27 protein-coding genes, 1 tRNA gene and 1 pseudogene are annotated in these 26,436 nt (G+C 52.4%); 10 read left to right on the forward strand and 19 right to left on the reverse strand.

Going from position 1 to position 26,436, the window contains the following annotated elements; translation table 11 throughout:
• Nucleotides 1-39: 39 nt before the first annotated feature.
• The 4 genes from RIC05_RS00315 to RIC05_RS00330 all read right to left on the reverse strand — a co-directional run bounded on the left by RIC05_RS00315 (nucleotide 40) and on the right by RIC05_RS00330 (nucleotide 4,638).
• Nucleotides 40-1,815: a tetratricopeptide repeat-containing sulfotransferase family protein gene (locus tag RIC05_RS00315; protein ID WP_350047405.1), complete on the reverse strand. Its 1,776-nt coding sequence runs from the start codon at nucleotides 1,813-1,815 to the stop codon at nucleotides 40-42.
• A 221-nt stretch (nucleotides 1,816-2,036) separates the two neighbouring features.
• Nucleotides 2,037-2,951: an aromatic amino acid exporter YddG gene (gene yddG, locus RIC05_RS00320; RefSeq protein WP_350047406.1), complete on the reverse strand. Its 915-nt coding sequence runs from the start codon at nucleotides 2,949-2,951 to the stop codon at nucleotides 2,037-2,039.
• 121 nt (nucleotides 2,952-3,072) lie between these two features.
• A complete protein-coding gene (locus RIC05_RS00325) occupies nucleotides 3,073-3,903 on the reverse strand; it encodes a helix-turn-helix domain-containing protein (RefSeq protein WP_350047407.1) in 831 nt (276 codons plus the stop codon).
• A 129-nt stretch (nucleotides 3,904-4,032) separates the two neighbouring features.
• Nucleotides 4,033-4,638 (reverse strand): TetR/AcrR family transcriptional regulator, encoded by a 606-nt coding sequence (locus RIC05_RS00330; protein ID WP_350047408.1) that lies wholly within the window; start codon nucleotides 4,636-4,638, stop codon nucleotides 4,033-4,035.
• A 184-nt stretch (nucleotides 4,639-4,822) separates the two neighbouring features.
• Between RIC05_RS00330 and RIC05_RS00335 the strand changes: the two genes are divergently transcribed.
• Nucleotides 4,823-5,662: an NAD(P)H-binding protein gene (locus tag RIC05_RS00335; protein ID WP_350047409.1), complete on the forward strand. Its 840-nt coding sequence runs from the start codon at nucleotides 4,823-4,825 to the stop codon at nucleotides 5,660-5,662.
• A 124-nt stretch (nucleotides 5,663-5,786) separates the two neighbouring features.
• Here the strand turns inward: RIC05_RS00335 and RIC05_RS00340 are convergent, their stop codons facing one another.
• The 4 genes from RIC05_RS00340 to RIC05_RS00355 all read right to left on the reverse strand — a co-directional run bounded on the left by RIC05_RS00340 (nucleotide 5,787) and on the right by RIC05_RS00355 (nucleotide 9,397).
• Nucleotides 5,787-6,503 (reverse strand): GntR family transcriptional regulator, encoded by a 717-nt coding sequence (locus RIC05_RS00340; protein WP_350040743.1) that lies wholly within the window; start codon nucleotides 6,501-6,503, stop codon nucleotides 5,787-5,789.
• A 93-nt stretch (nucleotides 6,504-6,596) separates the two neighbouring features.
• On the reverse strand, nucleotides 6,597-7,877 hold the full coding sequence (locus RIC05_RS00345; RefSeq protein ID WP_350047410.1) for a TRAP transporter large permease: 1,281 nt from the start codon (nucleotides 7,875-7,877) through the stop codon (nucleotides 6,597-6,599).
• Entirely contained in the window at nucleotides 7,877-8,329 is a 453-nt protein-coding gene (locus RIC05_RS00350; protein WP_350047411.1) for a TRAP transporter small permease, read from the reverse strand. Before RIC05_RS00350 ends, RIC05_RS00345 begins: the two co-directional genes overlap by 1 nt.
• Nucleotides 8,330-8,416: 87 nt before the next feature.
• Nucleotides 8,417-9,397 (reverse strand): C4-dicarboxylate TRAP transporter substrate-binding protein, encoded by a 981-nt coding sequence (locus RIC05_RS00355; protein WP_350040740.1) that lies wholly within the window; start codon nucleotides 9,395-9,397, stop codon nucleotides 8,417-8,419.
• A 610-nt stretch (nucleotides 9,398-10,007) separates the two neighbouring features.
• On the opposite strand from RIC05_RS00355, the gene RIC05_RS00360 reads away from it, so the two are divergent.
• Nucleotides 10,008-11,078 carry an EAL domain-containing protein gene (locus RIC05_RS00360; protein WP_350047412.1) on the forward strand — a complete coding sequence of 357 codons (1,071 nt, stop codon included), beginning with the start codon at nucleotides 10,008-10,010 and terminating at the stop codon, nucleotides 11,076-11,078.
• 38 nt (nucleotides 11,079-11,116) lie between these two features.
• On the opposite strand, the gene RIC05_RS00365 is transcribed toward RIC05_RS00360, so the two are convergent.
• Complete coding sequence (locus tag RIC05_RS00365) at nucleotides 11,117-13,153, reverse strand: oxidoreductase (RefSeq protein WP_350047413.1); 2,037 nt, start codon at nucleotides 13,151-13,153, stop codon at nucleotides 11,117-11,119.
• Nucleotides 13,154-13,302: 149 nt separating this feature from the next.
• On the opposite strand from RIC05_RS00365, the gene RIC05_RS00370 reads away from it, so the two are divergent.
• Nucleotides 13,303-13,923 carry a TetR/AcrR family transcriptional regulator gene (locus RIC05_RS00370; protein ID WP_350047414.1) on the forward strand — a complete coding sequence of 207 codons (621 nt, stop codon included), beginning with the start codon at nucleotides 13,303-13,305 and terminating at the stop codon, nucleotides 13,921-13,923.
• Between the two features lie 15 nt (nucleotides 13,924-13,938).
• Here the strand turns inward: RIC05_RS00370 and RIC05_RS00375 are convergent, their stop codons facing one another.
• Entirely contained in the window at nucleotides 13,939-14,868 is a 930-nt protein-coding gene (locus tag RIC05_RS00375; RefSeq protein WP_350047415.1) for an AraC family transcriptional regulator, read from the reverse strand.
• Nucleotides 14,869-15,105: 237 nt separating this feature from the next.
• Here RIC05_RS00375 and RIC05_RS00380 point away from each other — a divergent pair, with 237 nt between their 5' ends.
• The 4 genes from RIC05_RS00380 (at nucleotide 15,106) to RIC05_RS00395 (ending at nucleotide 18,200) form a co-directional block, all read left to right on the forward strand.
• On the forward strand, nucleotides 15,106-16,014 hold the full coding sequence (locus RIC05_RS00380) for a DMT family transporter (protein ID WP_350047416.1): 909 nt from the start codon (nucleotides 15,106-15,108) through the stop codon (nucleotides 16,012-16,014).
• A gap of 126 nt (nucleotides 16,015-16,140) precedes the next feature.
• The gene (locus RIC05_RS00385) at nucleotides 16,141-17,235 is read left to right on the forward strand and encodes a DMT family transporter (RefSeq protein WP_350047417.1); all 1,095 of its coding nucleotides are present in this window, start codon (nucleotides 16,141-16,143) and stop codon (nucleotides 17,233-17,235) included.
• A gap of 127 nt (nucleotides 17,236-17,362) precedes the next feature.
• The gene (locus RIC05_RS00390) at nucleotides 17,363-17,707 is read left to right on the forward strand and encodes an ArsR/SmtB family transcription factor (protein ID WP_350047418.1); all 345 of its coding nucleotides are present in this window, start codon (nucleotides 17,363-17,365) and stop codon (nucleotides 17,705-17,707) included.
• Nucleotides 17,697-18,200 carry an SRPBCC family protein gene (locus RIC05_RS00395; RefSeq protein WP_350047419.1) on the forward strand — a complete coding sequence of 168 codons (504 nt, stop codon included), beginning with the start codon at nucleotides 17,697-17,699 and terminating at the stop codon, nucleotides 18,198-18,200. The genes RIC05_RS00390 and RIC05_RS00395 overlap by 11 nt, the downstream gene beginning before the upstream one ends.
• A 52-nt stretch (nucleotides 18,201-18,252) precedes the next feature.
• On the opposite strand, the gene RIC05_RS00400 is transcribed toward RIC05_RS00395, so the two are convergent.
• Nucleotides 18,253-19,140 carry an SDR family oxidoreductase gene (locus RIC05_RS00400; RefSeq protein ID WP_350047420.1) on the reverse strand — a complete coding sequence of 296 codons (888 nt, stop codon included), beginning with the start codon at nucleotides 19,138-19,140 and terminating at the stop codon, nucleotides 18,253-18,255.
• A 141-nt stretch (nucleotides 19,141-19,281) separates the two neighbouring features.
• Here RIC05_RS00400 and RIC05_RS00405 point away from each other — a divergent pair, with 141 nt between their 5' ends.
• Entirely contained in the window at nucleotides 19,282-20,220 is a 939-nt protein-coding gene (locus RIC05_RS00405) for an AraC family transcriptional regulator (protein ID WP_350047421.1), read from the forward strand.
• A 13-nt stretch (nucleotides 20,221-20,233) separates the two neighbouring features.
• On the opposite strand, the gene RIC05_RS00410 is transcribed toward RIC05_RS00405, so the two are convergent.
• Entirely contained in the window at nucleotides 20,234-20,434 is a 201-nt protein-coding gene (locus tag RIC05_RS00410) for a hypothetical protein (RefSeq protein ID WP_350047454.1), read from the reverse strand.
• Between RIC05_RS00410 and RIC05_RS00415 the strand changes: the two are divergent.
• Nucleotides 20,360-20,547: pseudogene (locus RIC05_RS00415) on the forward strand (type II toxin-antitoxin system HicA family toxin). The gene RIC05_RS00410 and the pseudogene RIC05_RS00415 overlap by 75 nt on opposite strands.
• A gap of 48 nt (nucleotides 20,548-20,595) precedes the next feature.
• Nucleotides 20,596-20,964 carry a type II toxin-antitoxin system HicB family antitoxin gene (locus RIC05_RS00420; protein ID WP_350047422.1) on the forward strand — a complete coding sequence of 123 codons (369 nt, stop codon included), beginning with the start codon at nucleotides 20,596-20,598 and terminating at the stop codon, nucleotides 20,962-20,964.
• Between the two features lie 87 nt (nucleotides 20,965-21,051).
• Here the strand turns inward: RIC05_RS00420 and RIC05_RS00425 are convergent, their stop codons facing one another.
• The 7 genes from RIC05_RS00425 to RIC05_RS00455 form a co-directional block, all read right to left on the reverse strand.
• Complete coding sequence (locus RIC05_RS00425; protein WP_350047423.1) at nucleotides 21,052-21,498, reverse strand: GNAT family N-acetyltransferase; 447 nt, start codon at nucleotides 21,496-21,498, stop codon at nucleotides 21,052-21,054.
• An 8-nt stretch (nucleotides 21,499-21,506) separates the two neighbouring features.
• Nucleotides 21,507-22,826, reverse strand: a complete 1,320-nt coding sequence (locus RIC05_RS00430; protein WP_350047424.1) for a diguanylate cyclase domain-containing protein — start codon at nucleotides 22,824-22,826, stop codon at nucleotides 21,507-21,509.
• Nucleotides 22,827-23,334: 508 nt separating this feature from the next.
• Nucleotides 23,335-23,411, reverse strand: a tRNA-Met gene (locus RIC05_RS00435).
• 179 nt (nucleotides 23,412-23,590) lie between these two features.
• Nucleotides 23,591-24,736, reverse strand: coding sequence for a tRNA 2-thiouridine(34) synthase MnmA (gene mnmA / locus RIC05_RS00440; RefSeq protein ID WP_350040726.1), 1,146 nt, complete (start codon nucleotides 24,734-24,736; stop codon nucleotides 23,591-23,593).
• A 148-nt stretch (nucleotides 24,737-24,884) separates the two neighbouring features.
• Complete coding sequence (tenA, locus tag RIC05_RS00445; protein WP_350047425.1) at nucleotides 24,885-25,619, reverse strand: thiaminase II; 735 nt, start codon at nucleotides 25,617-25,619, stop codon at nucleotides 24,885-24,887.
• 99 nt (nucleotides 25,620-25,718) lie between these two features.
• Nucleotides 25,719-25,916 (reverse strand): Fe-S cluster assembly protein IscX, encoded by a 198-nt coding sequence (iscX, locus tag RIC05_RS00450; protein WP_350047426.1) that lies wholly within the window; start codon nucleotides 25,914-25,916, stop codon nucleotides 25,719-25,721.
• Nucleotides 25,917-25,975: 59 nt separating this feature from the next.
• Nucleotides 25,976-26,311 carry a ferredoxin family 2Fe-2S iron-sulfur cluster binding protein gene (locus tag RIC05_RS00455; protein ID WP_350040723.1) on the reverse strand — a complete coding sequence of 112 codons (336 nt, stop codon included), beginning with the start codon at nucleotides 26,309-26,311 and terminating at the stop codon, nucleotides 25,976-25,978.
• Nucleotides 26,312-26,436 lie beyond the last annotated feature (125 nt).

Below are 26,436 nucleotides of genomic sequence, written 5' to 3' on the forward strand. Positions count from 1 at the left end.
GTATATAGAAATACCTTCTAACCCGAAGCCCCCATAAGGTCACGCAGCAACCGCTTTTCGTGATGATTTCTGTGCCGATTTTACTTTGGTGTTTTCACTGTTCTCGGCAAGCTTGGCCAGTGGGCCGATATAGGGTTCGAACCGTTGCCATTTTCCAAGAGAATCTTTGAAAATCGGGCGCCGAACCTGGATCATGCTTGCCGTCGCGGCAGCCTTGTCAGCACGGTAAAACTCAAGACATTCCGGGTGCCAATCCAAGCCACAATGGGCGAGATAATCTTTTGCGACGGCTTCCGGGTCTGCCACCAGATCTTCATACGACAGATCATAAAGCATGCCGTTTTGATCCGTTTCAAAAAACGCATCCATCAACTGAACATAGGCTTGGTAGTAATCGGCAAGCTCACCAAGGTCATCGGAAAACCGCATCGGAATGGCAAACGGTGTTGTATATATCGACAAACAGGTCGCCAACGGATGGCGATGGGTATGTAAGATCGGGGCATCGGGAAACACCCGCCTGATCATTTCCACACGGACAAAATTCGCAGGCGTCTTATTGGTGACGAACCGCTTGTCCGGCGCATAATCTTTCAACGCATCAAGATATTGTTTTCTGATTGCCCGTGCTGCTTTTGCATCCATGCGGACCAATTGGTCCGATATTTTACCCGCCCCGACAATGTCCGTTACGGCCTTGGCAAAATCACCGATTTCGCCCGCAGCATACACATCAGGATGCGCGCCCAGAATACGTTCGCTCAAAGTCGTGCCCGACCGTGGCATACCAACGATAAAGATTGGCTTTGGTCCGCTGACATTTTCAGAAATATCGACAGCAGGAACTTGATCACGGGTCGCGTCTGCATCTCTGGCCATTGACGCCAAACCCGCCAATTCATCTATCTCTTGTGCCATATCAATCGGACGAGCCTTGCGGTTGGCCGCATGCCCCTTTTGATAATAATTGAAGGCCTCTTTCATATTTCCTTGGGCTTCTTCGATTTTGGCGCGCGCGAACGCAGCATTGTAAGCATCCTTGAGCGTTATGCCGGTTTTCTCAAGAATCGCATCAAGGAAATCTGCCGCTGTTTCTGGCATTGCTTGCGGACGCAGGAAAGAAACAATCATGTAAGGCTGCGCACTATAATCGGGCTGATCAGCAATAACTGATAAACTCATAGAAACGGCTTTCTCGACTTCTGCTGCAGCGGCATAGCTGGATGCCAAAAACATCCGCATGTCGATATTTTGCGGATGACGTGCGACAAGTTTTTCAAGCAATTCAAACGCCAAGTCATATTGCTCTTGATACAAATGAATCCGCGCCATCAGTTTTTGGGTATCAAAAAACTGGGGACTATGTTCAGGAATAACACTAAGAGCTTCGAGCGCACGGGACAGTTTAGGTGCAACGCAGCGTCCCGGACTTTTGGCCACCTCGCGTTGGAAAATAAGGTTTCCAAGCATGTAAGAAAGCAGATCGTTCCGTGGCGCAGCACGAAGGCGTTGCTCTATTGCCAATTCGACTGAATTAAAGTCATTAGTAATATAGCAATATTGTAATAAATTCTGAGAAACCGCGCCGAACAGCGGGTCGTCTAATGCAATATTGCGAAACAACTTCCGAAGGCGCTGACCAGCATTCTCAGGGATTTTTCCCTGTAGCTCACTGACCGCAGTCATAATCTGAATGTCGGTTCGTTTGGGGTGGATTTTGAGAATCCGTGCACCAATTTTGGCCGCCGTATCAAATTCGGCGGCCGACATTGCCTGTTTCAAATCCCGTGCAATGTCAGGTTTTGACTGCGTCATTCATCCGTCCCTAGATGCGTATTTTTAAACTCACGCCCCTCCCCAGAAACTAGTCGACTATAAGTCACTTAAAACCTGTCGCACAGCACAAATATCTCACTTCAGCGACAAAATCACGAAATTGTGACCAAGGTGCATCCTCAGCAGATCATTCCACTGTCAATTGCAAAGTCCAAGATCCATAATTTCCCTTCTACTGAACAACGCTCATCAAATAGTCATCATGATTTCGGTACCAGGTTATGGGACTTTCTGAACAAAAGTTCTTTGGATGCCAGAACGGCACCGGCAACAATCAGGATACAGCCCACAATCACCACCGGTGTCGCCAGTGCTTTACCAAAACCGATCAATAGACAAGTGCTGAGCAACGGTGCCCCATAGGCAGCCACTCCCAGTATCTGAATGTCACCATGTTTGGTGCCAAAGTCCCAGACAAAGAACGCGGCACCAACAGGCCCCAATCCAAGCCCCAGGATGGCAAGCCACTGGACAATGTCTGGCGATACCCAGATTTCTGTCATCCAGTGCGTCATGAAACCAAGAATGGCCGCACCGGCACAAAACCCGCAAACCGCATTGACCGGGACATGGCGATATCGCCGGTTCAACACCGAATACCCTGACCACAAAACCGAACAAATAACCGCGGCTCCGTATCCCAAAGAAAATGCCGGATCAAACGACAGACTGCGCCCTTTACTGACAAGCAGGATAGCACCGCAAAGGCCAATGGTTCCGCCCAGAACATGGTACCATCGCAATCGTTCTCCGGGCAGAAGGGCCGAAAAAAGAACGATGAAAAGCGGCCACAAATACGCGATCAAACTCGCTTCAACAGCAGGTGCATTGGCCAAGGCCACAAAATAAAAAAAGTGGTAACCAAACAACCCAAACACACCCAGCACCCATGCCCCCAAGGGTTGGCGCAACGCGTTTAGAAGGCTTCCGCCGCGCGCGATGATCCAGATGCAGCTAAAAATACTTGCGATGGAAAAGCACAGGCTTACCAACTGAAAAGGTGGGATGGTCGAAACTTCTGTGGTCAATAGTGCCAAAAGAGACCAAAGAACCACAGCAATTGCGCCGATGACTGTTGCACTTCGTTTTTGGTTCTCGCCCGTGACATCCGTCATCTTGCATATGCCCTTTATTAAAAAGCGCAAAAATGCAGGAGATGGTCGCGACTGTCTTTGCCCAAACTCCGAAAATCGGTTTCAGGCAGCCTCATTTCACAGAATCCACGTTCAGTGGGGGTTAGAGTTTGGCGCCGAGCAACTTACGTGCATCTCGCCGAACAGTAATGGGTGTGCGTCCAAACTGCCGGGAAAAGGCACGCGAAAAAGCACTTTGATCAGAAAAGCCCACTGCATTGGCAAGATCGCCAATTGAAAGCTGGATTTGGCAATCTTGCAAAAGAAACCAGGCCATCTGCAGTCTCTTGGCTGTGAGCCAGCGCATCGGGCTTGTCCCAAGATAACGCTGGAATACAGCGAAAAGACTGCTTTCCGACTGGGCTGCAATACGGGCCATGTCAGATATTGCAATGTCTTCGGTCAGTCTGGTTTCTGCCCAGTCCATCACGCGAACCAGACGGGTAGGAATATCTGATCCTGTCTTCTTCTCGGTTCCAACGGCCTGCCGGCTGTGACCAAGAATCAAACGTATCTGATCCACCAACCCCGGATCGCCAATTGCGTTGGTGAAGGGCATCCCGTCACCGGTGAATTCGGATGCGTCAGATCTAAACCAGCGCCGATCCAGCAAACCCAGCAAACTGCCCTGAGCACCATTTTGAAGTTCAAGGTAGGCTGATGCACGGCCGCGACTTTGCCAAAGCGCCTCGATCCCGGTTTTGTGGGCCAGATCAATATTCACATCAAGAACAAGGAAGCGGTTCAATCCTTCGGCGCGAAATGCGTGTGTTCGTCCTGCTTCGACAAACGCCATGCGTCGGCCACAGACTTCACCTGCCCGACCCTCGACTTCAAGTTCGAGCTTGCCGACATCTGAAATGATGATCTGGTGAAAATCGGCGTGACTATGACTTTCCGCTTCGGCCCGATAGTGTCGCAGGTTGTAGTGCATTTCATCCTCTGAACAACACAACTTGGGCAAAACCATACGATCCCGGCCAGCCCATCAGCAAGCAATATAAGGCATCAGGGCTCAATCACCCAAAACAGAAAACACAAGGAAACCGAATATCCCGAATGCTTAAACCTGCAGCATTTCGGACAGTTCGCGTCCCACCATGCGTTTATAGCTGCTGATGATTTCGCGCCCTTCAGATGCCGGTACGGATATCGCAAGGCGCATAGTCGCCTCGCCCGCATACATGATCAAAAGGCAGCGTGCGGCAAAAGTCGCGCCATCCCCATCATTGTCGCGTAGCCGAAGAATTGTGCGCACCAGTGACTGTGCATTTGCCCGGCTGACTTCAAGTTCCATGTCACGCAAGGTTTTGTCTGCCTGCGTTCCCGTCCAGATGTCGCAAATCACCGGCTCGGCCAGAAACAGGTCGTAATAGGTATCGATCAGCTGATCAAAAGCGGCAATCAGATCGCTTTGCGTTGTCACTTCAGCCAACGCTTCGTCGATGCAATGCTGTGATTCTTCGTTATAGCGTTCTGCCAATGCATGAATAATCGATGCCTTGTCAGGGAAATATTGATAGAGCGACCCGATCGAGACTCCCGCCTTTTCTGCGAGCTCCCCCATCTTCATTGTGTCACTGCCGCTTGCTGAAATCAGCTCGCACGCCGCTTTAAGGATGTTTTCCACCCGATCGCGACTTCTTTGTTGCGTTGGCGCACGGCGCATCTTTTTCGCATTATCCGACAAATACTTAAGCCCTGTTTCCACGTGTGGCTACGACCGCCCAAAGCCGCCGCGCACAAGCTTACGATATAAAAACTCTCTTGACGCATAAAATACGAGGATTTATCACATTTAGCAAATGTGAGGATTATTCATATTACATGCATTCGTTTCAGGAGCCAAAACCATGCAAACCAAAACCCGTTTTCTCGTCCTTGGTGCCACAGCAAAAACCGGTAAACGCGTCGCCGATAAACTGCGATCCCAAGACCATGACGTCCGCGCCGTTTCGCGCAGCACAACGCCTGCGTTTGACTGGACGAAACCCGAAACATGGGATGATGCGTTGCGCGATATTGATGCGATTTACGCAACGTTTCAGCCGGACCTTGCGGTTCCGGGATCCGATGAAATCATCGCTGCTTTTGCAAAAAAGGCGCTCTCGCATGGGGCCAAACGGATTGTGATGCTTTCAGGCCGCGGCGAAGCAGCAGCCCATCGTGCAGAAGATGCCCTGCGTCATTCTGGTGCAGATGCCACAGTTCTAAGGGCCAACTGGTTCTTTCAGAATTTCAGCGAAGACATGTTCCTGCCCTACATCCAGCAAGGAACCCTTGCCCTGCCCGCTGGCGACGTCCCCGAACCCTTCATTGATACCGATGATATTGCCGATTGTGCGGTTGCCTGCCTGCTGGATTCAAAGCATACCGGCAAGACATATGAGCTTTCCGGGCCAGATGCCCTGACCTTTGCCGAGGTCACATCCATCCTGAGCGACGCCACCAACCGCAAGATCGATTTCATTCCGATCACACTTGATGAACTTGATGCCGGGATGGCCAGTGATGGCGTACCAGAAGATTTTCGGGGATTAATCCGCTATCTGTTTTCCGAAGTTCTCGATGGACGGAATAGTGCCCCGACCACAGATGTCGAACAGATTCTAGGACGCAAGCCAAACAGCCTGCGCACCTATGCCCAAGATGTTGCTCGAACCGGCTTATGGAATGTTGATAAAACCGCCTGATACGCTGAGGCGTGCAGCATTTTCATGCAGCACGCCTCTAATCTTCTTGCCTTAACTGATCGCTTAAATGCTTATACCAATCAGCTCATTGGCGGCGTCGATCTGTCTTATTTCCGAACAATGATCAGGTGAACAAAGCCCTGTTTTCTTCAATAATCTGTGGCAAGCGCCGCATTGTGCCGGAAAGGTGCTGTCGCATTTCCGCACTTGCGGCTGTCCCGTCGCCTGATTGAATGGCCTCGATAATTGCCTTGTGTTCTTCAAGGACCGAAACCATCTTGCCGGCGCGCGGCAAATCAAGCGTTCTAACCCGGGCTAAATGGCCGCTATGTGCGGTGATTTGCAAATGCAGGTTGGATTGGTTCACACCGTTAAAAAGGGCCGCATGAAACGTTTCATCAAGCTGCTTGAACAGATCGATCTGTTCAATATCGCCGACAAGCGCTTCTTGCAGTTTAACCATGCCTTTGGCCTTGATCACCGCACCGGAATCATTGGTTTCGGCTAATTGCCGAACCACTTCGCATTCCGCAGCAACGCGAAGAAAATGTTCTTCGCGAATGCGATCAACATCAATCTTTGTCACGACAGTCCGCGACTGAGGATAGGAAACAACCAACCCGCTTTGTTCCAGCCGCAAGATCGCCTCGCGCACAGGGGATTGGCTTACATTAAAACTGTCTGCCAATTCGGCGCGAACAAGCGTCGTCTCAGGTGGAAGTGTCAGTGATATAATCCGGCTTCTGATTTCTTCATATACCAAGGCAGAGGCCGGAACATGCGCATTGGCTTTGATGCCGCTGTCATAGCCCGCGATCAGCCCACCTGTAGATGTTTTCATCTTTATTTGTCTCCTTGGCAGTTTCTTCGGATGCCTGAATTTTCAGGGTCAGAACCCATTGGTGTAAAAGGTCCTGACCCTTAAGTTCACTCATTACATCAATGTATTGGGCAATATCAACGTCAAGCTCGGCGCTGCCGCCAACAGGATGAAGAATATCACCATTGCGATAAAGAACGGGATGGAGGCCCGGGTATATGCCCCGGTTTTGACATCAAGAATGCCGCACACCGTAAACATGATCACGCCCACCGGCGGCGTCAGCCCTCCGAAATTGATCAGCGTGACAATCAGGATCCCCATATGGACGGGGTCGTAACCGGCAGTGACAAGGACCGGCATGACAATCGGTGTCACCAACAAGATGTTGGCCGCCCCCTCAAGAAACATGCCGCTGACCACCAGAACCACCACAACCAAAGTCAGGATAAATACCGGGTCTTCAGTCAGCGTTGTCACAAATTCCGTGATCTGTTGCGGGGCACGTTCGATGGTCATCGCATAGCCAAGGACTGCCGCCATGATGATCAACAACATGACCATACCCAGATCCGACATCGAGCTGGAAATTGCCTCGCAGAGCTTTTTGAAATTAAGCTCCCGATAGACAAACATCCCGACACACAGTGCATAAAACACAAGGAATGCACCGGCTTCGGTTGCCGTAAACAGGCCAAAGCGGAACCCGACGATCAAAATCACCGGAAAGGCCAGTGCCCAAACACTCTCGGAAAAACTCGACCAAAGTTCCTTAGCACTTGGAACCTGTGGAAGATCGGGCTTGTAACCGTTTTTATGCGCAACAAACCATGACGTTCCCATAAGAACGAGTGTCAGGAAAATGCCCGGTAAAATACCGGCAAGGAACAACCGTCCGATCGACACTTCATTGACAAACCCAAACAGGATCAAGCCGATGCTTGGCGGAATGGTCGCCGTGATGACGGAGCCAAAGGCCAAAACAGCGGCTGTTGTCGCCTTTGAGTACCCTTGTTTGATCATGCTTGGGCCAAGCAGACGTGATTCCATCGAGGCATCGGCTACGGCCGACCCGGAAATGCCGCCCATCATGAAACTCAGTACAATCGATACCTGAGCCAATCCACCGGCCATCCAGCCAGTTAACAATCTGGCGAACCGAACCAGTCGAACGGTAATGCCCGTCACATTCATCAGGTTTCCGGCAAGGATAAAGAACGGCACGGCCAAAAGCGGAAAGCTTTGTGTTGCCGTCACCATTTTTTGAATAACCACCGTCGGCGGCATCGCACCACTGACAACAAAGACCGGAATAGATGCCAGCCCAAGCGCAAAGGCCACCGGCATGCCAATCACAAGGAAAACCGTGAACAGAACCGCGATCAGGATCAACATCAGTTTGCCCCCTTCTGTCGGATACGTCGGATAAGCTGCGACACCATGGTGCGCATCATCAAAAGGAGGCCGACAACCATCGAGGCGTGAATATAGGAAGCATTGATCTGGGCTGCGCCCACAAGTCGCGGATGCATCAAAATCATGTTGCCCCAAGCGTAATAAAGAAGAAATCCGAGGAAACCGATGATGACAACAATGTTGAAAATCTCGATCACATCAGCAACACGCGGCGAAACAACTTCCCGCACGATCTGAAGCCCGAAATGACGGTCTTCCTGCATGGCGATATCTGCTGCCAACATGCACAGCCATGCAAAAATTAGCTGAGCCATTTCAACCGACCAGATAATCGGTGATCCCATTGCCCTTGAAACGGATGCAACAGCCACAAGCACGACAACCGTGACAAGCAGCATGCCGCCAAAGACAAACTCAATTCGCTTGAGCATGTATTCTATTCCATCTTGAAATTTGAAATGCGTTGCCACGATTGCGCAGCAACGCACTTTAGAATGCAAGTTGATAAAGGTCGGAAATTAGCGTCCGAGAACCTTATTCACGATCTCGGCTTCGGCTTCGAGATCAAGCAACTTGTAAACCGGCATCACTGCTTTCTTGAAGGGTGCAAGATCGACTTCGCTTACCTCAACACCGCTTGCAGCAACATCTTCAAGCGCCTTGTCACCAAGTTCAATCGTCAGGTTCGACGCATAGCGGCCATCCTCGACCGCCAGGTCACGTACGATTTTCTGGTTTTCCGGGGAAATTTCATCCCAAGCGGTTGCGCCAACAACAAGCGCCGTCACCAGCTGAATATGGCCGGTTTTGGTAACGTTCTTGATCACTTCGTAAAGCTTGGCATTCCAGATTGCGGTTGGTTGGGCTTCGGCCCCATCAATCGTGCCAAGCTGCAACGCGCTGTAAACTTCGCCCCATGCAATCGGGGTCGGCTCAGCACCCATTGCGCGAATGGTTTCGATCCAGACCGGCGCACCGATTGTCCGCATGCGAACACCGGAAAGATCATCCGGGTTCGAAATCGGTTTCTGGGTCAGTGCATGACGCGCGCCCTGATACCAGTTTGATGCAATCATCACGAGGCCGGACTTTTCGCGAAGCTCTTCGCCCCAGCCAAGATAGTCATCCGAAAGGGCGAATTTGTCAGCCTGTTCATAATTATCAAACAGGAACGGCGCCGACATGATGGCAAGCGAGGGAACAAAGCTTGAAAGACGGGCAACATCGGTCACGGTCCCGACAGCAGCACCCGCACGCGCCTGATCAATCATTTCTGTCGTGTCGCCAAGCTGTGAATTGTGGAACACCTCGATGATTACTTCACCGTTGGTTGCCTTTTCCACATCAAGTTTGAATTTTTCAAGTCCCTGCCCCATCGGATCATGCGGTGCCAGAACCGTCCCGATGCGAAGCGTGGTTTCAGCATATACAGGCATCGCCGTCACCAGTGCCCCGGCAAGCACGGCACATAGCCCAAGTGTTTTGACAGTCTGTTTCATTTGGAAGTCCTCCCGTTGGATTGGCTTTTGCCATTAATTGATATTTTAGTTTGTTTGAAACATTACATAGCTCTTGCCGATTCAGTCAATCAGTTTCTGAATCAAATAAAATTCATCTAAATCAATTATTTAATTCTACTCATGCGTTCTTGAACTAGATTTACGGCCTCAACCCACGCGCACTTTCGTGCGATTTACGCCCAAAAAATTGGAAAAGACCGGACTTAACTGTCCTGATTCATCTCGGAGAATGCCGTCGATGATGGTGAGCTGGAGCATGGGTCACACGGCGTCAAAACCGGAACAGCAAGGAAAAAACTGTCCGGTTCAAACCTGATGCAGATGGTTTTGAGGATTGCGCCGTCACATGCCGTTTAGAAAGCAGGCATGCATTTCAGGGTTTAAGATGCAACGACCTTATGCCTCTGGCATTGTCATCATCTCTTGCACGTTAGCAGCGCTACATAAATCCTATGCAACTGATAAATATAAACTTTCAACCCTGAAAATTTTATCATTCCGCCGCCAGCCGATACAAAGTAGCCTGTTGCAAACATGATTTGGTAACGTTCACGTCGCCGTGCCTACGACCGCAAAGAAGGAGAACCAAGTGAGCTATTGTGAAAAGTGTGACTCGGTTCCGGAAATTGCACCGAAAATGGGGACCTTGTATCTGTGGCCGCCCGTTGCCCATACAACGGGTAAAATCCTTGCCGGTGCGAAATCAATCGACCTTGATGTTGAAAAATCAGCGTCTGTTGCAACTCTTTCAATGCGGTATTCCCGACCCGGCCTCCGTGCACTGATCGATGCGCTTGCAAAGGACCTGCTTCCGGAAGAACTGGCAGATACCAAGGCCCTGATCATGGCCGAAGATCAGGTGCCTGAAATTGATGACATTGCCCGAATTACCAGCCTTTCCGCCATCCGTGCTGCAATTGGTGCAGAATGGCTTGGCAGCATGCTGCGCGACAATCGATTGAATTCTGTTTTCCAACCGATCTTTTCGACCCAAGATCTAAGCGCCCCTTTCGCACATGAATGCCTGATTCGCGGCGAGGCGGCCGATGGATCGGTTATCAACCCGGCGCAATTGTTTGAGGCCGCCCAATCCGCGACATTGCTGTTTCAGCTTGACCGTGCGGCACGTGCTGCCAACGTTCGAAACGCAACAAAGGCTGGCGTCACCGGCAATCTGTTTATCAATTTCACGCCCAGCTCGATCTATGATCCGGACTCCTGCCTACGGTCAACGATTGACGTCGTCGAAGAATGCAATATTGACCGGAACAAGATTGTTTTTGAGGTCATTGAAACCGAAAAAGTAAGAAGCACTGCGCATCTGAGCGCTATTTTGGAATCTTACCGTGCTTCAGGTTTCCGGGTGGCATTGGACGATGTTGGATCGGGATATTCGACCCTTAACCTGCTGCCCGAACTGCGCCCGGACATTATCAAGATTGACCGTGAACTGATCGATCACGTTGATCACGACAATTACAAACAGGTGATTGTCAGCAAACTGATCGGACTGGCGAAAGAACTTGATATTGAAGTCATTGCAGAAGGCATTGAACGACAGGAAGAACTGGATTTCCTGATCGACCATAATGTCGATTTCGTTCAAGGATTCTTGCTGGGTCGCCCCGCCAGCAGCCCCTATCGTTCGTCGGAATCCTAAATCAACGCCAACCCGCCAAGAAGTTACTCCCAAGTGGATTAAACGTCCTTCAGGAGCCTTAGCGCATCGTAAATCGCCGCATGGGTATTACGAGCGGATACCGCATCGCCAATCCGGAATAACTGGAACGTTCCATCTGCATTACGCACAACCGACTGCGGCTGACCGGCAATTAGTTGATCATGCGACATCTCGCCGTGATTGGACGCCAAGGCCTTGAGATCAAAATAAAGATCATCAAGGGGAATGGTGCCGTGATTGATCACCACCTGATCGACAGTGCGCTGTTTTGCAATACCGCCATAATCGCTTCCGACATGGGCGATCAAGTGATTGCCGTCTTTTTCGACTGCAGCCAAACGATATGTCACGGTAAATGTGACATCAAGTTTCTGCATCGAGCGCATGTAAGGGACAAGGTTCATTGCCATAACTTCCGGTGCGAAGGACCGATCCGGCGTCATGATTTCCACCTTCGCACCTGATTGCGCAATAAGCTCTGCGGCCTGAAGCCCGGCATGATCGCCGGCATCATCAAATACCAGAACGTTCGTTCCCGGCTTCACGTCACCGGAAATGATATCCCATGACGAAACAACTAGATCGTTACCGCGTGACAAAACTTCGGTATCTGGCAAACCACCGGTCGCAATGATCACGACATCGGGGTTCTCGGCCCTTACGGTTTCAAGTTCTGCCCATGTGTTGAAATGGAAGGTGACGCCATGCAGCGCGCACTGGTTCATCCGCCAGTCGATGATGCTGATCATTTCTTTGCGCCGTTCGCTTTGTGCGGTTAACCGTATCTGCCCGCCCGGCTTGTCTGCGGCTTCAAAGACCACAACATCATGCCCACGCTCGCCCGCAACCCGGGCGGCTTCCAAACCCGCAGGGCCGGTTCCGACGATCACAACCTTTTTGCGGATTTGTGCTTTTGGGATGATATGGGGCATATCAAGTTCGCGGCCTGTCGCCGCATTGTGGATGCAATAGGCCGCACCGCCTTGATAGATACGATCAAGGCAATAGTTGGCCCCGACACAGGGGCGAATTTCATCTTCGCGCTTTTCAATGATCTTGCGAATAAGGTGCGGATCGGTCATGTGCGCACGGGTCATGCCCACCATATCGACCTTGCCCGATGCAATCGCATGGCGTGCGGTTGCAACATCTGGGATTTTCGCCCCATGGAAGGTCGGGAAATCGGTCGCAGCCTTAATTTCACCGGCAAAATCCAGATGCGGTGAGTTTGCCATCCCCTGGATCGGGATCAGATCGGTCAGACCGGCATCCGTATCAATATGGCCGCGGACCACATTGAGAAAATCGATCATGCCACTGTCTTTCAGGCGTTTTGAGATCGACAGACCGTCTTCTTTTGTCAGGCCACCTTCAAGGCACTCATCCCCGGAATAACGCACACCGACAATGAATTCAGATCCAACCCGTTTGCGAATTTCCCGAAGGACATCAAAAGTAAACTGAAGCCTGTTATCCATCCCGCCGCCATAGGAACCATCAAGTTCGTTGGTCAAAGGCGACCAGAACTGATCCATCAAATGGCCATAGGCCTGAAGTTCGATCCCGTCCATGCCACCGGCCTTCATCCGTTCGGCCGCATCGGCATAGTCCATAATGATCCGCTCGATATCCCAGTCTTCCATCTTTTTGGGAAAGGCACGATGGGATGCTTCGCGCTTATGGGACGGGGAGACAACCGGCAGCCAGAATTCCTTATCCCACCGCGTGCGACGCCCAAGATGGGTTAACTGGATCATGACCGCCGCACCCTGTTCGTGAATGGCGTCCGTCATATCCTTCATCCACGGCACAACCTCGTCCTTATAGACAAGCAGGTTGTTGAAAACCGGCGGGCTGTCCTTTGACACTGCAGCAGATCCCGCCGTCATGGTCATCGCCACACCACCCTTGGCCCGTTCAACATGATAGGCGCGATACCGTTCCTTAGGCATGCCGTCTTCTGGATAAGCCGGTTCATGGGATGTCATGATAATCCGGTTACGCAGGGTCAAATGTTTAAGTTGATAGGGCTGAAGAATGGGATCGTTGGACATGTGCGGGGCTCCGGTTTCGAACTCTCTTTCATCAACCATATGGATAAATGTACAGTTATGTCAATTTTAAGTTCATTGATGTATATTTATGGTACAGTCATGTGTGCGTCACTTGTTGTGCACCCCGCAGTTTGCTATGGACTGAAGCCATGGAAGAACAATTACAGAATACTGGCTGGCGCGGTTCAGCGGAAATCTGGCTGAATGCTGCCTATGACGCATTGCTTGAAACCGGCGTGGATGGGGTAAAAATCCAGTCGCTGGCCAAGCGGCTTAATCTGTCACGGACAAGTTTCTACTGGTTTTTCAAGGACCGTAAGGAACTGCTTGATGCGTTGATCACGCAATGGCGCGCGAAAAATACCGGCAACCTCATCAAACAGACAGAGGCCTATGCCGAAACCGTGACCGAGGCGATGCTCAATGTCACCGATTGCTGGTTAAAGCCCGAATTGTTTGACGCCAAATTTGAATTCGCCATTCGCGGTTGGTCGGTCCGGTCCCCGGCATTGCGTAAAGAAATCCAGATTGCGGACGAGCAACGTCTGGATGCACTTAAACAGATGTTTATCCGGTTTGGTCAGGATGAACGTTTGGCCGACACCCGGGCGCGCACAATTTATCTGGTGCAGATTGGCTATATCTCGATGCAGACCAGTGAAGAAACTTCAGTCCGTCTGCAGCGCATACCGCAATATGTTGAAGTCTTTACCGGTCAGGCACCAGACCAACGTGAACTTGACCGCTTCTTTGCCCGACACCAACAGTAGTATCCGAAATTGGATCTAGGCTGCGATCTCGCGGTATTTTGCCGGTGTAATGCCGGTCATATTGCGAAAACGGGTGGTCAGATGGGCCTGACTTGAAAATCCGGTTGCCACGGCAATTTCCGCAACCGAGTCAGCCCCCAGACGCAACATGTGCATCGCCCGTTCAATCCGACGGCGCAGAACGAATTTATGCGGGGCTTCCCCAACTGTTTTGCGAAACATCCGGGCAAAGTGATAGGCCGAGAGATCAGCAATATCAGCAAGCTCTTCAATCGTAAGCGGCTGATCAAGATTGGCATCGACATAGTCAAACATCCGGCGCTTGATCACCGGGGATAACCCGCCACGTACCTTGAACCCCAAATCCCGGCGTGTGGAATAGCTGCGTAGCATATGGCCCATCAAAAGCTGCCCGGCATTGGACATTGCCATCCGATCGGCCGGAACATCCCAATCAAGGGGCAGCATGGCACTGCGCACCGTTTGTTCGATCAACGGATCAAGGAAAAACGTTTTCTCAGGGACTTCAACGCTGTTGGGTTCAATGTCAAACGCCTCGACCACCGCACGTTCCCATGCTGTGTGCGGGATATAAAGGTGAAACAGTTCGACCTCACCCTGCACGACCCAGTCAGACGTCATATGGGCAGGCATCAAACAAACCCGTCCCGGCCCGCCACCGGTTAACGGATCCGCACCAATTTTGCGCTGAATACCCGTGCCGCCATTAACATACAGACTAATCGTGTGGTGATCAGGATCGGTATAACGCGTCAAGACATCTGCCTCGCGTCGCCAATGGGCTACCGAAATGCTGTCACCGAAATCGCCCGCGCGCAGCAAATTTGCATCCCCAATCAGCTGATTGAAGACTTCAAATTTCTGATAGCGCCCGTTGGGTTGGAATTTGGCAGGGGGCGCCGATGCGAATTGCGGATCAAACATCAATGGTTCCTGATTTATCGATCCTGATCATCGCACCAAGCTTAAAACTTGCAAAGCCCGTTGAACGCAGCCCTGCCCTGTTTTGCGCAAGAATGTGAAAAACACCGCAAGAAGGTGAAAGCCCTGCGATCTGCTTTGTGGCTTAATCGGGCTTAACAGATACGCCCCATGTATCGCTTGATCGCCACGCCCTCGCGCCACCAACGTTGCGGGCCTTATCGAAAGCCCTTAAATTTAATGACCGCCCTTTTGTTTCTTATTGTCACCGCCTGCTGGGGATTTACCTGGTATGCCATCAAACTTCAGATCGGGACGATCCCGGTTGAAATGTCGATCTTTTACCGCTTTGCCCTTGCGGCAGTGGTTCTTTGCGGGTTCTTGCTGATCACGCGCAAATGGCGTCCGGTTCCCTGGCGGGCCCATCCGTGGATTGTTCTTTTGGGTTGCGGCCTTTTTGGCATCAACTTCATCCTGATGTATTCCGCCACCGCCTACATCGCAAGCGGCATTGTCGCGGTGATCTTTACCACATCGACCATTTTTAACGCGCTGGGCAATTGGGCGTTTTATGGCAACCGACCGGGAATGCGTTTTGTCTTTGGCGCGGCCTTTGGACTTGGCGGGATTGCCTGTTTGTTTGCCAATCAGATATATGCCCTGTCACATAATCCCCATGCGATTACCGGCATGTTGTTTGCCCTGTGCGGTACGGCGGTGTTTAGCTGTGGCAACATGGTTTCGGTCAAACTTCACGCCATGGGCATTCCCAACCGTGATGCGGTTGCACGTGGCATGGTCTATGGCACAGTGTTGCTGTTCATCTTTGCCAGTTTGCGCGGGCAGACACCGGTCATGCCGACCGAACCGCTTTATATCGGTGGGCTCATCTATCTGGCCATTCCGGGATCGGTGATTGCGTTTTTGGCCTATCTCGCACTGGTCAACCGCGTTGGTGCCGGACGGGCCGCCTATGTCACCGTTCTGTTCCCGGTGGTTGCCCTGACGGTTTCGACTTTTCTGGAAGGGTATGTCTGGACGCCGATCGGGGCGAGTGGCCTTGCGATGATCTTGCTTGGCAACATCACGATTTTTGCCAAGCTGCCGAGATTTGCCCGACCAAGTGTCAAACCGGCTGCCGCGGATTAATCCGTCACCGCCTTTACAAACAGCCTTTACAGATACCAGCACATTGATGTCCGAAAGTGGCGAGCAGCGATTTTGTTGCTCGCCTAATCTTTGTCCGTCACCAATTTCAGGCGGATGGATAAGGCCATGCTGCCCACCGAAATCACGCCCCCACGCTTTGCGCTTGAAGAAACCGAATATTCCGGCAAGTCTGTTGGCAAATGCGCCACCACGCACAGCCCCATCACGCGCCGCTCTGGCCGTGCCCCTAAGGACAGCCCCCAAATGCCCCTAAAACCCGATCTTACACTGCCTGAACTGAAAATCGATGGCACAAGTTGGCTGATGCTTTTGATCCTTTCGGTTCTGTGGGGCGGATCGTTTTTCTTTACGGAAATTGCGCTAACGGACTTGCCACCCTTTACCCTTGTTTTGTGCCGGGTGACGATTGCGTCGCTGATCCTGTGGTGGGTGGTGTTGCTGCGCCATATTCCGATCCCGCGTGATCCGAAATTCTGGGGGGCGATTGTCATCATGGGGGCGTTTAACAATCTGGTGCCGTTCTCCCTGATTGTCTGGGGGCAAACCCATATCGCCAGCGGTCTTGCCGCGATCTTGAACGCCACCACCCCGCTTTTCACCATTATCATTGCCCATATCGCAACCGACACGGAAAAGCTGAACCTGCGCAAAGCAATTGGTGTTTTGATCGGATTTGCCGGGGTCGTGATCATTATTGGTCTGCCCGGTTCTGGTGCGACTGGCGCATCAGATAGCAGCCCTCTCGACGCGCCATCGTCACTGGCATTCCTTGCCCCGTTCGCCATTTTGCTGGCCACGTTCTGCTACGGCTGTACGGGCGTATTTGGCAAACGTTTTGGCGGCATGAACCCAATCCTGACCGCAGCGGGCATGACCAGTGCATCCAGTTTCATGCTGATCCCGCTTGCCGGTTTTATCGACAAACCTTGGGAACTTCCGATCCCATCCACCGATACAATCTTTGCGGTCTTTGGTATCGCAGCACTCAGCACCGCGCTTGCCTATATCCTGTATTTCGCGATCCTCAAACGGGCCGGGGCAAGCAACCTTTTGCTCGTTACCTTCCTGATACCGGTCAGTGCGATCTTGCTGGGTGTCGGGTTTCTGGGTGAAACGTTGTTACCGCAGCACATCGCCGGGATGGGCGTGATCGGGGTTGGCTTGGCGGTGATTGATGGGCGGCTCCTTGCGCGTCGTTAAGTAGCGCCATCTTCGACACAGACAACAGCCAACCCCTGTTTCAGCTCCCCCGGGGGCATAGAAATAAAATAGCCGATAAAACACTTAGCTATTGATCTAACTTTTGATCGCGATTATAGTTAGCCACATGGATAACTATAATGAACCACTCGACACCATTTTTCACGCGCTGGCCGACCCGACCCGCAGGGCGGTGGTCCAGCATTTGGTGAAAGGCCCGGCATCTGTGAAAGAACTGGCAGCGCCATACGACATGGCCCTGCCGTCCTTCATGAAGCATATCAGCGTGCTGGAACAGGCAGGACTGATTGCCTCGCAAAAACAGGGCCGCGTGCGCACCTGCACGTTTAATCCCGATAAATTGACCGCAGCAGAGAAATGGTTCGATGACCAACGCGCCATCTGGGCGAGCCGCTTTGACAATCTCGACGATCTACTGACATCTCTTCAGGGAGAAACCGATGAAACCTGATCTGCGTTTTAACTTCATCGCCGATATGCAAAAAAGCACGCTGACCGTCCGCCGCGAATTTGCCGCCAAACGGCAACTGGTGTGGGATTGCTATACCAAGAGCGAACTTCTCGACCAATGGTACGCACCCAAGCCGCTAACGACGAAAACCAAGTCATTCGATTTCTGCGAAGGCGGTCACTGGCACTTTGCCATGATCGACCCGAATAGCACGCATTATTGGAGCCGGACGGATTACGAAACGATCACCCCGATTGACGGGTATACCGGTTATGACGGCTTCACCGACGAGACCGGGGTCATTAACCCTGACCTGCCGCGCTCTCACATTGACATGACCTTCACCGATCAGGGCGCGCATACGCTTACCGAGACAGTGGTTTCTTACAACTCGCCCGAAGACCTGCAAACGGTCATTGACATGGGCATGGAAGAAGGCATGGCCTCGACCCTTGAACGGCTTGACGAGTTGCTGATCAAATTGACGGCTTAAACTACCGTCCAAAATGCAAACAGGACCGGAACTGTCCGGTCCTGTTTCTGTTTCATGCAGCAAAATATCCGGCGCTTTTCATATCCGTGATTAGCCCCACCTCATCTGGTTTCCAGCCCAATGATTCTTGCGTCATGGCGCTCGATGCCCGGCAGTCAATTGCCGCGAAATGGGTAAACCAGGTAAAGTAATCTTTGGCCTGCTCCATCGTCAGGGATTTAAGCGGTACGCCCAAGCCTTCGCTGATTGCATGGGCGATATCGGCAAAGGCAATCGCACCTTCACCGACCGCATGATAAACCCTATTTAGCGCGCCCTGTTCAATTGCAAGCCGATAGGCCTTTGCCGCATCAAGTCGATGCACCGCCGCCCAATGGTTTTCGCCGTCATCAATGCAGGCTGCAAAACCCTTTTCACGGGCCAGATTGATCAGGATCGGAATAAACCCATGATCACCAGCCCCGTGAACCGACGGCGGCAAGCGCATAAGTGATGCATTCACCCCCTGTGCTGCAATTTTCGCGACGGCTTCATCAGATGCCTTGCGCGGCGTATCTTCCCCGACCGTGTCAGTTTCAACAACTGGACGCTCAGCGTGCAATAATGCGATCCCCGATGTCACAATGAACGGGCGGTTCGACCCCACCAAGACCGATCCCATCGCCTCAATCGCAAGACGGTCTTTTTCGCAATTTTCGGCAAATTTCGAGAAATCGTGATTAAACCCAGTATGGATGACCGCGTCGCAAGACGCCGCCCCGCTTTTAAGGCTTTCAAGGTCCTCAAGATCACCTCGAAAAACCGTCGCACCCGTTTTGGCAAGCTTTTGGTCCGATGCATCAGACCGCACCAGACCAAGCACCGAATGCCCATGATCCAGAAGTTCACGCACCACCGCAGAACCAACAAACCCTGTCGAACCGGTTACAAAAATACGCATGCTTACTCCATCCTGACATTTGGAAAACAACCGGGAAACACAACCGTCCCGTTTCAAGCAAGATATCGTCTGTTATCTGGATGATCTATACGTTACACTCCATTATTCATTTTCAATCGTCCAATTACGCAGGCTTCCCCCATGGATCCGCTTTCCGATATTTTGTCTTTGATCCGGCCCGATAATTACCTGTCTGCCGGGTTTGATATCGCAGCCCCTTGGGCGATCCAGTTCCCCGATCAGGGGCAAAACATCAAAACCGCTGCCGTGGTCAAAGGCGAATGCTGGCTTGCTGTGGACAGCGTCGCCGATCCCGTACACCTGAAAACCGGGGATTGCGTGCTTTTGCCGCATGGCAAGGCATTTCTGATGGGAAGCAGCCTTGACGCGCCAGCGATGGAAGCCGGGAAAACCTTCAAACCCACCGGGTTTGGCCAAATCCGCACACTGAACGGCGGCGGTGATTGTTTGGTTGCGAGCAGTCGCTTTGGCCTTAAAGGCCCGCAGGCCGATTTGCTGCTTAAAATGCTGCCGCCCCTTGTCGTCATTCGTGACCGGACGGAAAGTACGGGACTTCGCTATTGCATTGAACGCACCATGGCCGAAATGCGCAAAAACGATCCGGGCAGCAAACTCATCCTGCAACATCTCGCCCACATGATGCTAATTCAGGCGTTGCGGATGTACCTAAATGAAGACGCCAAGGGGGTTGGCTGGTTCTTCGCCCTTGCCGACCCGCAAATCAGCACCGCCATCTCCGCCATCCACGCCGCTCCAGCGCGGAACTGGACTGTGGAACGCCTCGCCCAAACCGCGGCTATGTCCCGTTCTGCCTTTGCGGCCCGATTCAAGGACAAGGTCGGCCAAAGCCCGATGACCTATCTAACCCACTGGCGGATGTTGCTCGCTGGTGAAAAGCTGCTCAATTCCCGTGAACCGATCTCGCAAATCTCGCTGTCACTGGGATATGAGTCCGAAAGCGCGTTCAGTACGGCCTTCAAACGGGTGATGGGCTGTGCACCGCGAGGGTATTCGAAAGCAGTAGACTGCATCCCGCACTCGTCCCCTGTGCCATCCTAATTGCAGCGTTAAGCTATAGCCAGCGAGCGAATTTGAAAAAGATCGGACGATCAAACACACCATACGCATTATGCGCATAGCTTTTGACTTTATCGGCTTTTATGCGCATAATGCGTATGACAATGATGAAAAGGGGGCCATGGATAGCAGGGAAATACTCAAACGGCTGAAAGATGATGGCTGGGAAATCGTTCGCACCAAAGGCAGCCACCATCAGCTAACGCATCCGAAAAACCGGGCCGCGTGACAGTGCCTCATCCCAAGCGGGATCTCCCAAAAGGCACCGTCAAAAGCATTGAAAGGCAATCGGGTATAAAGCTGCTGTAAATGGCTTTCCGGTTCCTTACGGGAAATGGAAAACAGGATCACAACAGAATGAAACAGACCTATTGGGGTTTGGTACATACCGACAATGATGACGGCTTCGGGATTTCCTTTCCGGATTTTCCGGGCTGTGTGTCCGCAGCAGATATCATGACGGAACTGGTCGAGTCCGGTACCGAAGCCCTTAACTTCCATATCGAAGGCATGCACGCGGACGGCGAAGAAATTCCCGCCCCTTCGGCAGCAGTCGGCCTTGAAGATGGTGCCATCGGGATTGTCGCGATTACCGCGACCATTCCGGGGAAAAAGCGTCGTATCAACCTGACACTTGATGCCAATCTGATTGACTTAATCGAAGCGAAATACGGCAAGCGGGCGGTTTCGAGTTTTCTTGAAGAGGCTGGGCGCAAGGCGCTTTAAGGGTAGAAGTTGAAAAGGGGACTGTCCCCTTTTTAGTCCCGATGGTCGACTGATGCCAAGGAAGAGAAGATAGAGGCCTTTCAGACCTTACCCCTCAAGCATCTGTTCATAAACCACCCAGTTCGAAGCCTTGCCGATCTGATCGTAAAGGCGCCGCGCCGTCGCATTGTCATCTGCCGTGATCCAAGTCAGCTTGAACCATCTTTGCATGCGAGCGATGTATTCCAGCCGTTCCATCAGGGCCTGTGCGGCGCCTGCGCGGCGGGCTTGGGGCGCAACAAAAAGATCGTCAAGCTGGCCGAACCAGGCACCGGTCAGGGTTTCGGGCACAGCACGATATTGCGCGAACCCCACGACCTGATTGCCATTCACCGCCAGCAGGCATTCCATCGGCCCTTTGGGCTCCATGATCCATGACCAGGTTGTCTCAAGCACCGCGTCGGACGGCTCACAGCCATAAAACGCCATATAGTCGCGAAACAGACCGGACCAGGCGTCACGGTCGGCTTTTGCGGCTGGGCGTATATCGATCATCGGCGTCATCAGTTTTCAAACTCCCAGCCGATGCGATAAAGGTTCGTTCCTTCGGCCTTGGCGGTGTACATCGCCTGATCGGCGATATGGATAAGTGTATCGAGCGTTCGGGCATGTTCGGGATAGATCGCAATACCAAGGCTGGCCCCAACCCAATACGTCCCCTGGCCCAGTTCCGTTGGCGTGGAAACAGCAACAAGGATCTTCTCGGCGATATTATGGATCTCGGCGTCGGTTTCCAGGTCCTCAAGGATGACTGTAAATTCATCACCGCCAATTCGCGCCACCGTATCAGACGCCCTGAGCGCATTGATCAATCGCTGTCCGGTATTGATCAGAACGCGATCCCCGGCGGCGTGGCCGAGTTCATCATTGATCTGTTTGAAACCGTCCAGATCGATAAAGATCACGGCGACCTTTTTCTTATGACGTTTGGCGCGGTCAATGGCCTTTGATAGACGATCCTCGAAAATGGTCCTGTTGGGCAAACGGGTTAAGGCATCGTGGAAGGCGAGTTCGCGAATTTGATCGGCTTCTTCGCGTTCCTCGGTAATGTCGCGAACGACCCCCATCATTTTGACAGTTTTGCCAGTTTCGTCCTTGGTGACGTTGCCGGTTTCGCGCAGCCATCGGATGGTGCCATCCGGCCAGACAACACGGTATTCTTCATCGTGATTTTCGCCGGTTTCAATGCAGCGAATTTCGCCTTCGCGAACGCGTTCCCTGTCGTCCGGATGCACGGCATCACAAAACAGCGAATAGGTCGGTATCACCTCGCCCGGCTTGTAGCCGAACATGCCATAAATCGCGTCAGACCAGTAAAGCTCGTCCGTATCCACGCGCCAGTCCCACGTCCCGATGCGTGCAAAATACTGGCTTTGTTTAAAGCGTTGCTCTTCCTCGGTCGCGTCTGGCCGAACGCGCGACAGATCATGCACGACCAGCACACTTTCGCGCTGCCCTGGGAGCTGCAAAAACCGAACATCAACCGGGAAAGTGGCGCCGTTTGATCGGATTGCGTCGGTGCGGTATTCATCTGCCTGCTGTTCATCAGGACGTTCAGGGGCATCAGAAAGCAAGTCGTTAAGACAGCGCCCCGCAATCTCCTCCTCAGTCCGGTCAAACATCTCAGCTGCGGCGATGTTAATGTTTCTGACCGATCCATCGGCGCCAAGCACCAGAACACCGTCGGAGACGTTTGCCAATACCGCATCGAGAATCTCCAATCGCGCCCGTTCCCGCCTGCGCACATGAGCAGCATAAGCCAGCGCAACAACCGCAATGACTGCAAGGGACACAGAAATGGACAAAGGGAGGGCGTCAGACATCTGTGGACGTGGGTTTCCCGAAACAAGGTTGTGGTTTTGAATGTAGCTATACGTAAGCAGGAACGAAAGATAGCAGAAACAATAAGGCGATTAATTGATTCACATCTAGAGATTAGGACTTTTCCAGAGACCAGGGCAGGAGGGATAAGGAAACAGACAAAAAGCCCGCAAAGCAGGCCGTTTGGTCAGACGGCCTCACCCGCTGTTTGCGTTTCTTTGAAAAACGGGGACGAAAAACGGGGACAGATTTATTTTTGAAAAACGGGGACAGATTTATTTTAGGGACACAACATCAAATCACCGCTCAGACAAAATGTCGGAGGGAATTGTAAAAATCAACCTTTGGGCTGCTTTTTATCCTTGGGCTTCGCCCGGCGGACCATCGCACGATGTGCGATGTCGCTCGAAAGCTGCGTGCCTCGCTTTCTCGTGAACTAGGGGGTTAAAGCCCTCTCCGAGGGAGCCAATTAAAAACCCCCTCAGGCGGAGCCATGAGGGGGTTTTTAATTGGTAGCCGAGGAGGGACTTGAACCCCCGACACGCGGATTATGATTCCGCTGCTCTAACCAGCTGAGCTACTCGGCCACAGGATATTCTGTGCTGTTCTGCGACGTGCGGAACGAGGCGGTTTTTAAGTCAGGGAGCCGCCCCCGTCAAGCGCCTTTTTGACGATTTTGACAAAAAAGATATCTACAAAACCCATGGGCGAGGAACTTTGCCCCTCGCCCACCGTAATCGTTGATCAATCAGTGATCCATCACGGATCAGGCGGCAGTCGCCGCACCGCTAAGAAGTTCTTCGCGAGTGATCCAGCCACCGCCAAGGACGCGCTCGCCCTGATAGAACACACCCGCCTGCCCCGGCGCGATGCCAAACTGGGCATCGTGAAGCTCGATCCGGGCTTCGCCGGCGGCTTCGGGGTAAACGGTTGCGGTCGTTGGCTGCATGGCCGAACGCAGTTTGACTTCGACCTCGACACCGTTTTCATCAACATGATCGCCATCAAGCCAGTTGAGGTCTTTGACATAGACCAGCTTCTTGGCCAAGGCCGCCTTGGGCCCAACCACGACCTGACGTTTTTCCGGCACCAGTTTGACGACATAAAGCGGTTCTGCCGTGCCACCAATATTCAAACCACGGCGCTGACCGACTGTGTAATGGATCAGGCCCCGGTGATCGCCCATGACGTTGCCATCAACGTCAACAATCTGGCCGGGTTCACCGGCCTCGGGACGCAGGCGTTCAACCAGACGGGCATATTTGCCATCCGGGACAAAACAGATGTCCTGACTGTCGGGCTTATCGGCAACTTCCAGACCGAATTTTGCGGCCAAGGCACGGGTTTCGGCCTTGCTCATCAAATGGCCGAGCGGAAAGCGCAGGAAATCAAGCTGTTCCTGTTTGGTGGTAAACAGGAAATAGCTTTGATCGCGGTTGGGATCAGCCGCCCGGTGCAATTCGGCCCGACCATTCGCGCCCAGTTTCCGCTGCACATAATGGCCGGTCGCCATGCAATCCGCGCCAAGATCATGCGAGGTTTCCAGCAAATCACGGAATTTGACCGTCTGATTGCATTTCACGCACGGGATCGGGGTTTCGCCGCGCATATAGCTGTCGGCAAAATCATCGATCACTTCTTCGCGGAAACGTGATTCGTAATCAAGCACGTAATAGGGAATGTCGATATCCTCGGCCACTTTGCGCGCATCATAGATGTCACGCCCGGCACAACAGGATTTCGCACGGGTCGGGGCATTGGCCCCCATATCATAAAGCTGAAGCGTGATGCCCACCACGTCATAGCCTTCTGATTTCAGAAGGGCGGCAACGGCGGAACTATCGACCCCACCCGACATGGCAACAACCACACGGGTATCTTCGGGGGCCTTATCAAAGCCAAGACTGTTCATTTTTTCCCACCCATCCGCGGGTCAAGGCCGCAGCGACAAGAAGTTCGATCTCAATAGCCAACGGGCGGCACAAAGCAACCCGCGACGGTTTATTCGGGCTTATATAGGGGCAGACGCGACGAATTGCACGAATTTCGTGATCACGCCCCTATTTTGCCAGATCAAGCCCCATCTGCCAGAAATCGGCTTCAAGGCGGCTTGCCATGGCAAAGGTTTGGGCAAGGCCATCCATCCGGTCATGCCCGCCGCGTTTGGCAGCGGTCTGTTCCAACAGATCAATTTCGGCCTTTGCCACGTCCTGAAATTCATCAGACGCATACATTTCAATCCATGCCCGATATGGATTGCCGTCAAGCACAGTATCAGAACTTGCCATCAAGCGGTTTGCAATCTCGGCATAGCCAACCATACAGGGCATCAAGGCAACCTGAAGATCAACCACATCGCCCTGAAGCCCGCGATCCAGCACATAGCGGGTATAGGCCACACATGCGCGTGCTTCGGGCTGTGCGATAATATCGGCCTCGGACAGCCCCCATTCTTTGCAAAAATCAAGATGCAGGCTCATTTCCATATCAAGGATCGCATGCACAGTTGCCGAAAACTGGCGCATGGCGGGCAGATCTTCGGCCTTATAGACCGCCAAAGCATAGGCGCGCGCAAACTGGATCAGAAACAAATAGTCCTGAATAAGGTAATGCTTGAACGATGCCTGTGGCAGGGTTCCTTTGCCAAGCTGTGTAATGAAATCATGGCAGACATAGCTTTGCCATGCATCACTTTCACGGGCGCGCAATTTGCCAAACAGGCTGTCGGCCGGGATGATATCGGTGAATGTCTTGGTCTGGCCCATGGTTGGTCCCTGCCCTGTTTTTGCGGTCATCTTGGTTCAAACAAAAACGGACCAGCCCACATGATGCAGGCTGGTCCGGTATTCGTAATTTGGGTGCATGTCGCATGGCGTGCGAACGCCCCCATAAAATCAGTCTTCGCGTTCGTCGATCCAAGCCATCTGGATGGCTTCGAGAATCTTTTCATTCGACTTCTCGGGATCGTCTTCGAAACCTTCAAGCGCACAAATCCATTTGTGCAGATCGGTATAACGAAGGTTGAGGTTATCCTTTTCAGGATGGGCTTCCTCAAGCTCGATCGCGATGTCATTAACATCTGTCCAACGCATATCAGTCTCCTTTGGTGCCGGGGCGTGCGGGTGCCCACCCGGTCAAAACAAAGTCAAACTTACTTGTCGACCATCATGTTACGGGTCGCCGACGGCAGCTTGACGCGCAGGCCATCAAGCTCGTCGCTCATGATGATCTGGCAGCCAAGACGCGATGTCTCGGTCAGGCCAAATGCAAGGTCAAGCATGTCTTCTTCATCTTCGGACGGTTCGTCAAGTTTATCGAACCAGTCTTCGTCCAGAACAACATGGCAGGTCGAGCAAGCCAGTGAACCTTCGCAAGCACCTTCAAGGTCAACGCCATTTTTATGGGCGGCTTCCAGAACGGACAGGCCGTCGGCGACTTCGAATTCCTTTTCGGTGCCATCGGGCTCAACAAAAACGATCTTAGGCATCTGTGCCTTTCTCCTCGGTAATACTTTTTGTTCGATCTCTGTTTAACGCCTTGCCTGTGACAAGACGCCGTGTCCGACCTGACCTTTGGCGGTTGAACGGGACAATCGCCGCAAGTGGCCGGTTT

The organism is Thalassospira sp. (assembly GCF_040218635.1).
Classification (GTDB): domain Bacteria; phylum Pseudomonadota; class Alphaproteobacteria; order Rhodospirillales; family Thalassospiraceae; genus Thalassospira.

Coding starts and splice junctions, on each gene's coding strand:
- RIC05_RS00315 (WP_350047405.1), bottom strand. CDS start 1,815: ATGACGCAGTCAAAACCTGACATTGCACGGGATTTGAAACAGGCAATG.
- yddG (WP_350047406.1), bottom strand. CDS start 2,951: ATGACGGATGTCACGGGCGAGAACCAAAAACGAAGTGCAACAGTCATC.
- RIC05_RS00325 (WP_350047407.1), bottom strand. CDS start 3,903: ATGCACTACAACCTGCGACACTATCGGGCCGAAGCGGAAAGTCATAGT.
- RIC05_RS00330 (WP_350047408.1), bottom strand. CDS start 4,638: ATGCGCCGTGCGCCAACGCAACAAAGAAGTCGCGATCGGGTGGAAAAC.
- RIC05_RS00335 (WP_350047409.1), top strand. CDS start 4,823: ATGCAAACCAAAACCCGTTTTCTCGTCCTTGGTGCCACAGCAAAAACC.
- RIC05_RS00340 (WP_350040743.1), bottom strand. CDS start 6,503: ATGAAAACATCTACAGGTGGGCTGATCGCGGGCTATGACAGCGGCATC.
- RIC05_RS00345 (WP_350047410.1), bottom strand. CDS start 7,877: ATGTTGATCCTGATCGCGGTTCTGTTCACGGTTTTCCTTGTGATTGGC.
- RIC05_RS00350 (WP_350047411.1), bottom strand. CDS start 8,329: ATGCTCAAGCGAATTGAGTTTGTCTTTGGCGGCATGCTGCTTGTCACG.
- RIC05_RS00355 (WP_350040740.1), bottom strand. CDS start 9,397: ATGAAACAGACTGTCAAAACACTTGGGCTATGTGCCGTGCTTGCCGGG.
- RIC05_RS00365 (WP_350047413.1), bottom strand. CDS start 13,153: ATGTCCAACGATCCCATTCTTCAGCCCTATCAACTTAAACATTTGACC.
- RIC05_RS00370 (WP_350047414.1), top strand. CDS start 13,303: ATGGAAGAACAATTACAGAATACTGGCTGGCGCGGTTCAGCGGAAATC.
- RIC05_RS00375 (WP_350047415.1), bottom strand. CDS start 14,868: ATGTTTGATCCGCAATTCGCATCGGCGCCCCCTGCCAAATTCCAACCC.
- RIC05_RS00380 (WP_350047416.1), top strand. CDS start 15,106: ATGACCGCCCTTTTGTTTCTTATTGTCACCGCCTGCTGGGGATTTACC.
- RIC05_RS00385 (WP_350047417.1), top strand. CDS start 16,141: ATGCTGCCCACCGAAATCACGCCCCCACGCTTTGCGCTTGAAGAAACC.
- RIC05_RS00390 (WP_350047418.1), top strand. CDS start 17,363: ATGGATAACTATAATGAACCACTCGACACCATTTTTCACGCGCTGGCC.
- RIC05_RS00395 (WP_350047419.1), top strand. CDS start 17,697: ATGAAACCTGATCTGCGTTTTAACTTCATCGCCGATATGCAAAAAAGC.
- RIC05_RS00400 (WP_350047420.1), bottom strand. CDS start 19,140: ATGCGTATTTTTGTAACCGGTTCGACAGGGTTTGTTGGTTCTGCGGTG.
- RIC05_RS00405 (WP_350047421.1), top strand. CDS start 19,282: ATGGATCCGCTTTCCGATATTTTGTCTTTGATCCGGCCCGATAATTAC.
- RIC05_RS00410 (WP_350047454.1), bottom strand. CDS start 20,434: ATGGTGGCTGCCTTTGGTGCGAACGATTTCCCAGCCATCATCTTTCAG.
- RIC05_RS00420 (WP_350047422.1), top strand. CDS start 20,596: ATGAAACAGACCTATTGGGGTTTGGTACATACCGACAATGATGACGGC.
- RIC05_RS00425 (WP_350047423.1), bottom strand. CDS start 21,498: ATGATCGATATACGCCCAGCCGCAAAAGCCGACCGTGACGCCTGGTCC.
- RIC05_RS00430 (WP_350047424.1), bottom strand. CDS start 22,826: ATGTCTGACGCCCTCCCTTTGTCCATTTCTGTGTCCCTTGCAGTCATT.
- mnmA (WP_350040726.1), bottom strand. CDS start 24,736: ATGAACAGTCTTGGCTTTGATAAGGCCCCCGAAGATACCCGTGTGGTT.
- tenA (WP_350047425.1), bottom strand. CDS start 25,619: ATGACCGCAAAAACAGGGCAGGGACCAACCATGGGCCAGACCAAGACA.
- iscX (WP_350047426.1), bottom strand. CDS start 25,916: ATGCGTTGGACAGATGTTAATGACATCGCGATCGAGCTTGAGGAAGCC.
- RIC05_RS00455 (WP_350040723.1), bottom strand. CDS start 26,311: ATGCCTAAGATCGTTTTTGTTGAGCCCGATGGCACCGAAAAGGAATTC.